12 protein-coding genes are annotated in these 11896 nt (G+C 55.2%); 10 read left to right on the forward strand and 2 right to left on the reverse strand.

The window, feature by feature from the left end:
* Positions 1–41 precede the first annotated feature (41 nt).
* The 5 genes from rimO to G7K71_RS10875 all read left to right on the forward strand — a co-directional run bounded on the left by rimO (position 42) and on the right by G7K71_RS10875 (position 5866).
* The gene (gene rimO, locus G7K71_RS10855) at positions 42–1367 is read left to right on the forward strand and encodes a 30S ribosomal protein S12 methylthiotransferase RimO (protein ID WP_166346318.1); all 1326 of its coding nucleotides are present in this window, start codon (positions 42–44) and stop codon (positions 1365–1367) included.
* Complete coding sequence (gene pgsA, locus G7K71_RS10860) at positions 1364–1909, forward strand: CDP-diacylglycerol--glycerol-3-phosphate 3-phosphatidyltransferase (RefSeq protein ID WP_166346321.1); 546 nt, start codon at positions 1364–1366, stop codon at positions 1907–1909. The genes rimO and pgsA overlap by 4 nt, the downstream gene beginning before the upstream one ends.
* 81 nt (positions 1910–1990) lie before the next feature.
* Positions 1991–2530 (forward strand): hypothetical protein, encoded by a 540-nt coding sequence (locus tag G7K71_RS10865; RefSeq protein ID WP_166346324.1) that lies wholly within the window; start codon positions 1991–1993, stop codon positions 2528–2530.
* A gap of 140 nt (positions 2531–2670) precedes the next feature.
* Positions 2671–4149, forward strand: coding sequence for an AAA family ATPase (locus G7K71_RS10870; RefSeq protein ID WP_166346327.1), 1479 nt, complete (start codon positions 2671–2673; stop codon positions 4147–4149).
* A 475-nt stretch (positions 4150–4624) separates the two neighbouring features.
* Positions 4625–5866: a competence/damage-inducible protein A gene (locus G7K71_RS10875; RefSeq protein WP_013823430.1), complete on the forward strand. Its 1242-nt coding sequence runs from the start codon at positions 4625–4627 to the stop codon at positions 5864–5866.
* On the opposite strand, the gene G7K71_RS10880 is transcribed toward G7K71_RS10875, so the two are convergent.
* Complete coding sequence (locus G7K71_RS10880) at positions 5863–6183, reverse strand: AzlD domain-containing protein (protein ID WP_013823429.1); 321 nt, start codon at positions 6181–6183, stop codon at positions 5863–5865. The genes G7K71_RS10875 and G7K71_RS10880 overlap by 4 nt on opposite strands.
* On the reverse strand, positions 6138–6851 hold the full coding sequence (locus tag G7K71_RS10885) for an AzlC family ABC transporter permease (protein WP_166346330.1): 714 nt from the start codon (positions 6849–6851) through the stop codon (positions 6138–6140). Before G7K71_RS10885 ends, G7K71_RS10880 begins: the two co-directional genes overlap by 46 nt.
* 117 nt (positions 6852–6968) lie before the next feature.
* On the opposite strand from G7K71_RS10885, the gene recA reads away from it, so the two are divergent.
* From recA to G7K71_RS10910, 5 genes are all read left to right on the forward strand, one after another.
* Positions 6969–8000 (forward strand): recombinase RecA, encoded by a 1032-nt coding sequence (gene recA, locus G7K71_RS10890; RefSeq protein WP_166346333.1) that lies wholly within the window; start codon positions 6969–6971, stop codon positions 7998–8000.
* A 383-nt stretch (positions 8001–8383) separates the two neighbouring features.
* A complete protein-coding gene (rny, locus tag G7K71_RS10895) occupies positions 8384–9913 on the forward strand; it encodes a ribonuclease Y (protein ID WP_395858281.1) in 1530 nt (509 codons plus the stop codon).
* Between the two features lie 267 nt (positions 9914–10180).
* A complete protein-coding gene (locus tag G7K71_RS10900; RefSeq protein WP_395858277.1) occupies positions 10181–10699 on the forward strand; it encodes a hypothetical protein in 519 nt (172 codons plus the stop codon).
* Positions 10700–10716: 17 nt separating this feature from the next.
* Positions 10717–11496 carry a TIGR00282 family metallophosphoesterase gene (locus G7K71_RS10905; protein WP_013823424.1) on the forward strand — a complete coding sequence of 260 codons (780 nt, stop codon included), beginning with the start codon at positions 10717–10719 and terminating at the stop codon, positions 11494–11496.
* 134 nt (positions 11497–11630) lie between these two features.
* Positions 11631–11891: a stage V sporulation protein S gene (locus tag G7K71_RS10910; protein ID WP_013823423.1), complete on the forward strand. Its 261-nt coding sequence runs from the start codon at positions 11631–11633 to the stop codon at positions 11889–11891.
* The last annotated feature ends 5 nt before the right edge of the window (positions 11892–11896 follow it).

Genomic DNA, 11896 nt, shown 5'->3' on the forward strand with positions numbered 1-11896 from the left:
TTTTTGAGTTATACTGAACCTGGGTTGGTGAGATAGAGAAAATGTCGTACCGCGTTGGCATGGTCAGTCTGGGTTGTGCGAAAAACCTGGTGGATACGGAACTAATGTTGGGACAGCTGGATGCGGCCGGATTTATCATCACACCCCGTCCCGAAGAGGCGGATGTCCTGCTCGTTAATACCTGCGGTTTTATTACCCCCGCCAAGGAAGAATCCATCGACCAGATCCTGGACCTGGCACAGTACAAAAAAAGCGGGCGCTGCCGGGTGCTCCTGGTGACCGGTTGCCTGGCCCAGCGTTACCATGGGGAATTGCTGGATGAAATGCCCGAAATAGACGGCGTTTTAGGTACCGGAATGGTCGACCGGGTGGTGGACGTGGTCCGGCGGGCTCTGGCCGGGGAGCGGGTTTTAGCCGTAGGGGAGCCCGGTTTTGATTATGATGCCGGCCTGCCCCGGATTAGAACCACGGCGGAGTATACGGCCTATGTAAAAATTGCCGAAGGCTGCAGCAACTGCTGTACTTACTGCGCCATCCCCTCCATCCGGGGTCCTTATCGCAGCCGCACCCTGGAATCCATCCGGCAAGAGGTGGAAGCCCTGGCTGCTGGGGGGGTTAAAGAGATTATCCTGGTGGCCCAGGATACTACCCGCTATGGTCTTGATCTTTACGGGGAGCGGAAGCTGGCCCCGCTGTTGCGTTCCCTGAACGGGATATCCGGCATACGCTGGATCCGCGTGCTTTACGGCCATCCCGACGGGATTACCGCTGAATTGATCGATGTTTTTTCATCTTGCGATAAAATCTGCCGCTATATCGATTTGCCCCTGCAGCACGCCAGTCCGGCAGTGCTCGCCCGCATGGGGCGGGGCAGTAGCGCCTCCAGGCTGCGGGAGCTCGTCCATAAACTGCGCCGGGCTATTCCCGGGTTAACTCTGCGCACTACTTTCATGGTTGGTTTTCCGGGAGAAAGGGAAGAGGACTTTCAACAGTTGCTTGACTTTATGCGCGAGATGCGTTTTGAAAGGGCGGGAGTATTTAAATTCTGTGCCGAGGAAGGTACACCGGCTGCTGCCATGACCGGTCAAGTGCCGGAAGAAGTTAAAGAAGAACGCTACCACAGGGCTATGGCTTTGCAACAGCAAATATCCCTGGAGCACAACCGTTCCCTGGTGGGTAGCCTCGTGAGCGTTCTGGTGGAAGGGAAAAAGGGCAGCCGTTATTTTGGCCGTACCCAGGCCGACGCTCCCGAAATAGATGGCCGGGTGTACTTTACTGCCGGCCGTGTGACTCCAAGCCCGGGTGATTTTGTGCTGGTAAAGATTACCCGGGCCGGTGAGTACGACTTGATGGGGGAGCTCGCATGAATTTGCCCAACCGTTTAACCCTGGCCAGGATTTTTTTGATTCCTATTTTTTTAACGGTGGTATCCCTCCAGGTGCCCTACGGGGATTACGTTGCTGCTGCCGTTTTTATTTTAGCCGCCAGCACCGATGGTTTGGACGGGTACCTTGCCAGAAAGCGCCAGCTGGTTACCCGGTTGGGCAAGCTAATGGATCCCCTGGCGGACAAGCTTTTGGTTTCCAGTGCGCTTATTTCCCTGGTCGAACTTCACCGTTTGCCCGGTTGGGTGGCTATGATCATTATCGGGCGGGAATTTGCCATTACGGGGCTGCGCTCCTTGATGGCCGCCGAGGGTGCTGTTCTGGGAGCCAGCATTCTGGGTAAGCTCAAGACCATCACCCAGATTGTAGCTATTGTAGCCCTCCTTTTACAGGACTCTCCCTTTAGCGTTGTCCGTTTAACCCCCGGGAATCTGGCCATGTGGATAGCCATCGCCTTTACCATCTGGTCGGGACTGGACTACCTTAACCGGGGTTGGGCGGTGCTGAAAAAGGGTGGTTTTTAGCCGGATTTTTCCTGGCATACAGGCCTTTTCCTTTGTGTTATATTTACACTGAAACTGAAACTCATTGAAGGGATTAAGCATATGCAGTGGTATGGATGGCGTATTCCAGTTGTATTGGCGGCACTGCTGGTTGGTCTTTCCTTTTTCTTTGCCGTCCAGTGGCTCTATAACCGTTACAACTATCAGGAGCCCCTGTCCAGGGTTCTGGAGGCCGATGGGGCGGTCCAAACCTTTTCCATCGAAAAACAGGACGGGGTATTTATAATTGCCGTGCGGTTAAAGAATACGGTTGACCTGGGCGAAACCTACCGGAGGTTGAAGAAATCGATTCAGGGTGTGCTTGGTCGCCACCCCTTTACCCTGGAATTAAAGGATAATCGGGACCAGGAGCTAAAAAAAGCTTTTTATTACAGCCAGTTTGCCCTTTATGAGGCCCAGATACGGGGCAATTACCGGGAAATGGTGCGTTATATTGAAGATCGCGCAGCGTCAGTAGGGGTAGAAGCCGTTATTTCCCTCGATGATGAAAATATCTACGTGCACATGAAACACCGGGACCGCCACCTTTATGCAGTGATCCCCCGCAGGGCCGCTTTGAAGCCGGAAGCCGCGGGCGTGTAACGAGTGGTATATCATATCCTCTCCAGCTGTAAGTGGCATAGATTACCTGACCGGTCTTCCCCTTATCTTATGATATAATAAATAATGTTCTAACCCAAAAAACTTGCCGGTTAATCAGCTGATTGAAGGGAAGGTATTTCATGTTGAAGGAAATTGGCCTGGGTCTGGTTCTGGCCGGTATCCTTTTCCTGCTCATTAACGGCCATGATGTAACTCCCCTGATCTTTGTGGGTGCGGCCGGGGCGGGTTTATATTATGTGGCCCGGTCCCGCGGCTTGCTGGCCCGCAACTTTGCAGGTGAACAGGTGATTTCCCGGCAAGAGGTTTCCTTTGCCGATATCGGCGGTCAGGCGGCGGCCATTCAGGAGTTGCGCGAGGCCCTTGATTTTATTAAGAACTATCACCATATTCAAAAGCTGGGCATCAGGCCTTTAAAGGGCATATTGTTGACGGGGCCGCCCGGCACGGGAAAAACCCTGCTGGCCCGGGCGGCGGCCAGTTATACGGATGCCGCCTTTGTGGCCTGCAGCGGTTCGGAATTTATCGAAATGTATGCGGGGGTGGGCGCCCAGCGGGTAAGGCGCCTTTTCCAGACGGCCCGGGAAAGCGCGTTAAGGCAGGGCAAGAAGCATGCCCTGATCTTTATTGACGAGATCGATATTCTCGGGGCCAGGCGGGGCCAAACCACCAGCCACCACGAATATGATCAGACCCTCAACCAGCTGCTGGTGGAGATGGATGGCCTGAAGGTGGATGATAAGGTGCAGGTGCTGGTGGTGGCGGCCACCAACCGGGTGGATATGCTGGACCCTGCCCTGCTAAGGCCCGGTCGCTTTGACCGCCAGGTAAGAGTGGAATTGCCGGACAAGCAGGGGAGACTGGAAATTCTAAAGCTGCACACCAAAAATAAACCCCTGGCAACAGATGTTTCCCTGGAGGCTCTGGCCAAGGAAACCTTCGGCTTCAGCGGTGCCCACCTGGAGAGCCTGGCCAATGAGGCAGCCATTCTGGCCATGCGCGAGGGTTGTGAAGTCATCCACCAGCGGCATTTCCACGAAGCGGTGGATAAGGTTATGATGGGCGACCGGCTGGATCGCCGGCCCTCCCCGGCCGAGTTGAGGCGGGTGGCCATCCACGAGACCGGCCATGCCCTCTTAAGCGAGTTAGTAAGAAGTGGTTCCGTATCCACCCTGACCATTACTCCCCGGGGGCAGGCCCTGGGTTACATGCGCCAGATCCCCGAAGACGACACCTATTTGTACACCAGGGATTACCTGGAGAATCAGATTGCCGTCATGCTGGCCGGAGCGGTGGCCGAGGAACTGATCCTGGGCAATCGTAGCACCGGTGCCGGCAACGATTTCCGGGAGGCCACCCGCGTGGCGGAGCAAATTATTAGAAACGGCATGTCCCGTCTGGGTGTGGTTGATGTGGAAAGCCTTCCCGGCGGCTTGCGTTACCGGGTGCTCACGGAAATCTTGCGGGCCCAGGAGGAACGAGTGCGTTCCTACCTGAGTGAAAAGCGGAGTATCCTGGAACGGGTGGCCCAGTTGCTTTTGGAACAGGAAAAGGTTACCGGAGAGGAGTTCCGTAGATTGATCGACTCGCCGGCTGCATAACAGGGGAGGTAAATATTCAGTAAAATCGGTATAATTGAGGATGCGGCGCTGTCCGGAGCGAACGACTTGCGAAGCGCCGGTAACAGCACCCGGTGATGCGAGGCTGCCGGCTCGGCTCTCGAGGACGCCAAACGAAAGCAAATGGAAGAACACTGTTGGTGACACATCGGGCAGTTTAATATGGTCGGGAGGTGATAGTTTCGATGGTAATCCGCAGAGAGCCAGAGCCGGCCCGAAGCGAGCCGCGGTGCTGTCGGCGCGGAGCACTGGAGTGAGCGGGGACAGCGCCGCATCCAACCGGGTTCACCGAATATTTACCAGGGGAGACAAAGGGGCAAATTTGATGAAGGGGAGGTCGCCTTCTGGCCTCCCCGTACTACATTTTTCCGGGTTCGGCAGGGTTTCGAGGGGTCCTGGCGAAAAGATAAATAAAGGAGAGACAAGCAGGGAGAGGAAAGGGCAAGGAAGTGAGCATATGCAGGCCGAGCTAATTTTCACCGGCACCGAACTGCTTTTAGGAGAGGTGTTGAATACCCATGCCCAGTATCTGGGCCGGCAAATGGCGGCCTATGGGATTGAGGTTATCCTGCACACCACCGTGGGCGATAACTGGGACCGTTTGGCCCAGGTCTTGGAAGCCGCCCTGAAAAGGGCGGATCTAATCATTATTACCGGTGGACTGGGTCCCACCACTGATGACCTGACCAAGGATACGGTAGCCCGGGTGTTGGGGTTGCCCATGGTGGTTCATGAGCCGACCCTGCAGTGGCTCCGGGAATTCATGACCCGGCGGCGGGCACCTCTGTCCGAAAGTATGGCCAGGCAGGCCTACTTCCCCGCAGGGGCCAAAGTGTTGCCCAATCCTGCAGGCACCGCCCCGGGGGCTCTGCTGGTGCACCGGGGCAAGGTGATCATCCTCCTTCCCGGACCGCCGCGGGAACTAAAGGCCATGTTTGAGGCTTCGGTGGTTCCCTACCTGGCCTCCCTGGGCAACCCGGGGATGGTTACCCGCAGCAGGTTGCTTAAAGTCACCGGTATCTCCGAATCACAGGTCCAGGAGCTCATCGGCGACCTGGGGGGGCAGGGCAATCCCGGAATAGCTTACCTGGCCCAGCCCGGCGAAGTGCATGTGCGCATTAGTGCCCGGGCTGCCGACGGTGCTGTCGCCGAGCAAATGATCACCGGGTTGCTGGAGAAGGTGCGGGAACGACTGGCCGGTTACCTTTTTGGGATGGATGACGATGTCCTGGAGGAGGTAGTGGGACGGTTGCTGGCTCAAAAGGGCTTGACCTGCGCCCTGGCGGAATCCTGTACCGGTGGGTTGACGGCCGCCCGCTTAACCTCCATACCCGGCAGTTCCGCGTATTTTTTGGGCAGCATCGTGGCTTACGATAACCGGGTGAAGGAAAAAGTCCTGGGTGTCCCGGCCGGGACTCTTCAAGTTCACGGTGCCGTAAGCCAGCAGACTGCCGTGGCCATGGCCGAAGGAGTGAGATCCCTTACTGGAGCACATTTGGGACTGTCCATTACGGGTATTGCCGGGCCGGGCGGGGGTACCCCGGCCAAACCGGTGGGGCTGACATATATTGCCCTGGCTACCGCTGATGGTACCAGCTGCCGGGAATTTCACTTTCCCGGCCACCGTCAGGCGGTGAGACAGGGGGCGGCCAATGCTGCCCTGAACATGATCCGCCTGTATTTACTCGCCCGGTCCTAGCCCAGGGCATTGAAAAGGACCATGGAGGCTACGCCCGCCAGCAGGGTGAAAAGTAAGCTCCTGGTTTTGGCGGCCACCAGAAAGGTGGGAATGGCGGCCAGGAGGTTCTTGTTCTCCAGCGTTAGTGCCGGCTCACCTCCGGCCAGAAAAATTTCCGGGGCAATCAGGGCCGCCAGTACGGCTGCCGGTACGTAACCCAGCCACCTGGCCCAGAGCGGAGGGATCTGGACCCGGCTTAAAAGTAAAAGCGGGGTCACCCGGAACAGGTAATTTAATGCGGCGATACCGAGGATGATCGCCCAGACGGTTTGTTCCATTTTTCCATCAACACTCCCACCGTAGCGGCCAGGATAGTGGCCACAATGATATTCCATCCGCCGCCGATCATGGTGGCCACCGCGACCGAAACCAGCCCGGCCAGGCCGGCTACCATGATGGTGACATTGTTTTTCAACTGCAAGATTAACAGGCAGATAAACATGGCCGTGAGGGCAAAGTTAAGCCCCCAGCGGGCGGTATCCCCCAGCAGCCTGCCCAGTATTCCTCCCGCCGCACTGCCTCCCAACCAGGCCAGGTGGGCGGTGACGAACAACCCGGTGAGGTACCACCGGTTAGGGGGCTTTTCACCCATCCGGCCCATAGCCACGGCGTAGGTTTCATCGGTGATCCCGTGGGCCAGGAAAGAGAGCACGGGAGCGGTCACACGGGAAAGATGGGGTGCCAGGGAGGCACTTAAAAGTATCAAGCGGGAATTGACCAGCATGACTGTGGCCATAATGCTGGCCGGGGCCGCCCCGGTTCCCAGCATGCCCACGGCAATAAACTGGGCCGAGCCGGAATAGATCATTAAAGACATGGCCAGCACCTGGCCAATGGAAAGGTGGCCGGAGCGGGCCAGCACCCCGAAGGCCATGCCCAAAGGGAGGTAGCCCAGCACAACAGGCAGGGCGTCCTTAACCCCCCTCAGGAAATGTCTTTTGTTCATTTCTTACCTGCCCTCTCCTTTCCGCACGATTATAATAATAATCCATCGCGTTAGTTTTGGCCAGGCCTTTTTGGCCGGGCCCGGTGGGTACTTACTTTTTTTAAGGTGGTGTTGGGAATGTCCAATGAAAAATTAAAGGTCCTGGAAGCGACCTTAAGTAAAATTGAGCAAAATTTCGGTAAAGGGGCCATCATGAGACTGGGCGAGACCGCCAGGCTCAACGTGGAGGTGATTCCCACCGGTGCCCTGTCCCTGGATATTGCCCTGGGGGTGGGCGGGGTGCCCCGGGGCCGGGTGGTGGAAATCTTCGGCCCGGAGTCTTCGGGCAAGACCACCGTGGCCCTGCACATCATTGCCGAAGCCCAAAAAGCCGGCGGCATAGCAGCTTTTATTGATGCGGAACATGCCCTGGACCCGGTCTACGCCAAAAACCTGGGGGTGGATATTGAAAATCTGCTGGTGTCCCAGCCCGATACCGGCGAGCAGGCCCTGGAGATCTGTGAGGCGCTGGTACGGAGCGGTGCTATAGACGTGGTGGTCATCGACTCGGTGGCGGCCCTGGTGCCAAAGGCGGAAATTGAAGGGGAAATGGGCGAGCTCCAGGTTGGCCTGCAGGCCCGCCTGATGTCCCAGGCCCTGCGCAAGCTAACCGGTGCCATCAGCAAATCTCGCACCACGGCTATTTTTATTAACCAGTTACGGGAAAAGGTGGGCGTGATGTTTGGCAATCCGGAGACCACACCCGGCGGCAGGGCGCTAAAATTTTACGCTTCCGTACGCCTGGAGGTGCGCAAGCTGGAAGCATTAAAGCAGGGTTCAGACATCATTGGCTGCCGGACCCGGGTGAAGGTAGTCAAAAATAAGCTGGCTCCGCCCTTTAAGCAGGCAGATTTTGATATCATGTACGGTATGGGGATTTCCAGGGAGGGGACGCTTTTGGATCTGGCCACGGAGATGAAGATCATCACCAAAAGCGGCACCTGGTATTCTTACGGAGAGGAACGGCTGGGACAGGGCCGGGAGAATGTGAAGGAATATTTGCGGGATCACCCGGAGGTAGCCCAGGAAATTGAGCAAAAAATTCGCCAGCAACTGCAGATGGGCGGCATTAAGATGCCTTCAGCAGGGGATCAAACCACAGGGGAGTAATTTTGAACTGCTGGGATGTTGATGGCAACCAGTTATGTCGCCTGTTACCAGTGAGCAGTGAGGGTTCAACCTTGACATTCTCTAATAAAAAATATAGAATTAACGTTGGGAGAAAATAGAATTGGTTACTACTGGTACGGGTTTGAAATAGATACAACCTTCCCAAAGGGAAGGACATAACCTCAAGAATAACCTCTAAAAAAGGGGTTAGAGGAGTTTTTCTGCCCGTGGCCGAAACAAAAGTAGTACCGATTCTTTTTCTACCGAGCTTGACTCGGTCTTTTTTTTGTATACCCTGTGACATCCCGGCAGGCCCGGCGGGCTAAAAAGCTGGGGATGCCTGCAGGGAAATGCGTTTAAGGAGGTGAGATAATTTGCAAGCTATTACCGTAGCCGTAACGGTAATCGCCGCAGTGGCTGCTTTTGCCATCGGGTATCTGGTTCGCAAGTACCTGGTAGAGGCCAAGATTGCTTCGGCCGAAACTGAAGCCAGGAAAATAATAGAAGAGGCAGAAAAGGCTGCAGAGGCAAAAAAACGGGAAGCCATCCTTGAGGCTAAGGAAGAAGTCTTGCGGTTACGTAATGAGATGGAGAGGGAAAACAAGGAGCGCCGGTCCGAACTGCAACGCCTGGAACGGCGGCTGCTGCAAAAGGAGGAAACCCTCGACCGCAAAATTGAATCCATTGAACGCAAAGAAGAAGCCCTTAACCGCAAGGAGGCAGAGATTGAAAGTCTAAAAGCACGTTTAAGTGAGATTTATCAACAACAGGTTAGCGAACTTGAACGGATCTCGGGGCTGACTTCAGAGGAAGCGCGCCAGCAGCTACTTGCCGACATTGAAAAGGAAGTGCAACACGAAGCAGCCCTGATGATCAAGGATGTGGAAAACAAGGCCCGGGAGGAGGCGGAAAGGCGCGCCCGGGAGATTATTTCCCTGGCCATTCAGCGGTGTGCCGCAGATCACGTCACCGAAACTACGGTGGCGGTCATTCCCCTGCCCAGCGATGAGATGAAGGGGCGCATCATTGGCCGGGAAGGGCGCAACATTCGCGCTTTTGAAACTCTAACCGGGATCGATTTAATTATCGACGACACTCCGGAAGCGGTAATTCTATCCGGGTTTGATCCCATCCGGCGGGAAATTGCCCGTATTGCCCTGGAAAAGCTCATCGTTGACGGGCGCATTCACCCCGCCCGGATTGAAGAAATGGTTGAAAAGGCCCGCAAGGAAGTGGAAGCCCAAATTCGCGAGGCCGGGGAACAGGCTACCTTCGAAACCGGGGTGCACGGTTTGCATCCCGAGCTAATTACCCTTTTAGGGCGTTTAAAATTCCGTACCAGCTACGGGCAAAATGTCCTCAAACACTCCATTGAAGTGGCCCACCTGGCCGGACTGATGGCCGCTGAACTGGGTGTGGACGCACAAATAGCCAAACGGGCCGGTTTGCTGCACGACATCGGCAAGGCGGTGGACCACGAGGTAGAGGGTCCCCACGTATCCATTGGGGTGGAGCTGGCCAAAAAGTACCGCGAGCATCCCGAGGTGATCAGCGCCATTGCCTCCCACCATGGGGATCAGGAAGCCCAAACTATTACGGCAGTCCTGGTACAGGCGGCTGATGCCATATCGGCGGCCCGTCCGGGAGCCCGGCGGGAAACCCTGGAGGCCTATATCAAGAGGCTGCAGAAGCTGGAGGAGATCGCCGGCTCCTTTGAGGGTGTAGAAAAATGCTATGCCATCCAGGCAGGGCGAGAGATCAGGATTATGGTTAAGCCGGATAAGGTAGATGACCTGGGAGCCGTCCGCCTGAGCCGGGAAATTGCCAAGAAAATTGAAAAAGAGCTGGATTACCCGGGTCAGATTAAGGTGACCATTATACGGGAAACCCGGGTGGTGGAGTACGCAAAGTGACCCTGGGGAGGGGTCACTTCCCTTTTTTGGAACAAATTTTTTTTGGACTACCCTGAGAGAAAGGCAGGAACTCGCCCGATAAAACCGAATTTAAACGTATTACTGATATGAGGGACAAAAGGTACTGTCGTAAAACCAGAAACGAAACGGGCGGCGGTCGTCCCATAAGGAGCGCCCCATCACTCACTGCTCTAACTTCTTCATTGGCTCAGTTGACGGGGGACTACCGCCGTCCCGGGTGGTTATGCGGCAGTATCTAAAAGGAAGGTGACTTTTTTGGTTACGGGCAGGGAAGACGTTACGGATAGCGTGGGACTGTTAATTTCCATACTGGTGCGTTACCCCGAGGTGGCCACCATTAATTTTGATCCCGGCAGGCAGGTTTTGAAGTTTAACTTCATTGCTTCCCGGGTCCTTAATCACCGGGAATTAGCAGTTGTAAAAAAAAGGCTGCTTGATAGTATAGAAGTTTTCAGCATGCTGGAAGGCAAACAGACCCGGGTCAGCCTCATCGACCATCAAATTTGTGACCACCTGACCATGATTGAGGTTCAGCGGGATGTGGAAACCCTGGTTCAGGAGGAAATAGCCCTTATCGTGCAGCTTTTGCGCCAGCTTCTGGATGATAACCTGGTTACCGAAGCCAATGACTCCCTCTTTGAAGAGGATCTGCTGATCCAGGAGGAAATTATTGAACATATGCTCGATAGCATGCGCGTGGCTGCTGAGGACAAGCATCTTTTTGCCTTTCGTGAAGACGGTCGCGTACTGGTTTTTAACAAGTGACCAGGGGGAAACCTCCAGTGCGTTTGCTTTTCATCGGTGACATTGTAGGCCGCCCCGGCAGGCGGGCTTTAAAAGAGAACCTGCCCGGCTTGCAGCGGGAACTGGACATCGATTTTGTTGTGGCCAACGGTGAAAATGCCGCCGGAGGCAACGGCATTACCCGGGAAGTGGCCAGGGAACTTCTGGCCAGCGGCATTGATGTCATTACCATGGGCAATCACGTTTGGGATCACAAGGAAATCTTCGACCTTATCGAACAGGAGAAAAGGATCTTGCGCCCGGCCAATTACCCTCCCGGGGTACCGGGGGCGGGTTTTTGCGTGTATGAGACCGGGCATAAGGGAAGGATAGCCGTTTTAAACCTGGCCGGGCGGGTTTTTATGTCCGAACTTGATTGTCCCTTCCGCAAGGCTGACCAGCTGCTCGCCCAGCTGGAGGGGATAACCAGGGTGATCCTGGTGGATTTTCATGCCGAAGCCACCTCGGAAAAAATGGCTATGGGCTGGTATCTGGCCGGACGGGTATCGGCAGTTTGCGGTACCCATACCCACGTCCAAACGGCCGATGAACGCATTTTACCCGGCGGTACGGCCTACATTACCGACGTGGGTATGACCGGTCCCCGGGATTCGGTTATCGGGGTTAAAAAGGAGCTGGTGCTGGGCAAGTTTCTCACCCAGTTGCCCCGCCGCTTTGAGGTAGCTTCCGGGCCCTACCAGTTCAATGCAGTGGTCATCGATATTGACGATGAAACCGGTGAGGCGCGGGAAGTGAGGAGGATACAAAATTTCGAATAATCAGAAGTTAGAAAAAAGATTCCAAAAGGGTGCGTCATAAAAAAGGAATTTTTTTGACCTTAGCGAATATATAATTTATGAACTGCAGCAGGTGCCGGAAAAATATTTCCACAGAAGAAGGAGGTCTTTCGTGCATGGAAGTATTAAAGGTTTCAGCAAAGTCCAACCCAAATTCTGTCGCTGGAGCCCTGGCCGGAGTTCTCCGTGAGCGTGGCTGTGCGGAAATACAGGCCATCGGTGCCGGTGCCCTCAATCAGGCCGTAAAAGCGGTAGCCATTGCCCGGGGATTCGTAGCGCCCCATGGAATGGACCTGATCTGCATACCTGCCTTCACCGATATTATAATTGACGGGGAAGAAAGAACGGCCATCAAATTAATAGTTGAACCCAGATAAAAACT

It is taken from the genome of Desulfofundulus sp. TPOSR, from assembly GCF_011393055.1.
Classification (GTDB): domain Bacteria; phylum Bacillota; class Desulfotomaculia; order Desulfotomaculales; family Desulfovirgulaceae; genus Desulfofundulus; species Desulfofundulus kuznetsovii.

What these genes read in the sequence shown, in the direction of transcription:
- rimO (WP_166346318.1), top strand. Translation starts at nt 42, where the DNA reads ATGTCGTACCGCGTTGGCATGGTCAGTCTGGGTTGTGCGAAAAACCTG.
- pgsA (WP_166346321.1), top strand. Translation starts at nt 1,364, where the DNA reads ATGAATTTGCCCAACCGTTTAACCCTGGCCAGGATTTTTTTGATTCCT.
- G7K71_RS10865 (WP_166346324.1), top strand. Translation starts at nt 1,991, where the DNA reads ATGCAGTGGTATGGATGGCGTATTCCAGTTGTATTGGCGGCACTGCTG.
- G7K71_RS10870 (WP_166346327.1), top strand. Translation starts at nt 2,671, where the DNA reads ATGTTGAAGGAAATTGGCCTGGGTCTGGTTCTGGCCGGTATCCTTTTC.
- G7K71_RS10875 (WP_013823430.1), top strand. Translation starts at nt 4,625, where the DNA reads ATGCAGGCCGAGCTAATTTTCACCGGCACCGAACTGCTTTTAGGAGAG.
- G7K71_RS10880 (WP_013823429.1), bottom strand. Translation starts at nt 6,183, where the DNA reads ATGGAACAAACCGTCTGGGCGATCATCCTCGGTATCGCCGCATTAAAT.
- G7K71_RS10885 (WP_166346330.1), bottom strand. Translation starts at nt 6,851, where the DNA reads ATGAACAAAAGACATTTCCTGAGGGGGGTTAAGGACGCCCTGCCTGTT.
- recA (WP_166346333.1), top strand. Translation starts at nt 6,969, where the DNA reads ATGTCCAATGAAAAATTAAAGGTCCTGGAAGCGACCTTAAGTAAAATT.
- G7K71_RS10910 (WP_013823423.1), top strand. Translation starts at nt 11,631, where the DNA reads ATGGAAGTATTAAAGGTTTCAGCAAAGTCCAACCCAAATTCTGTCGCT.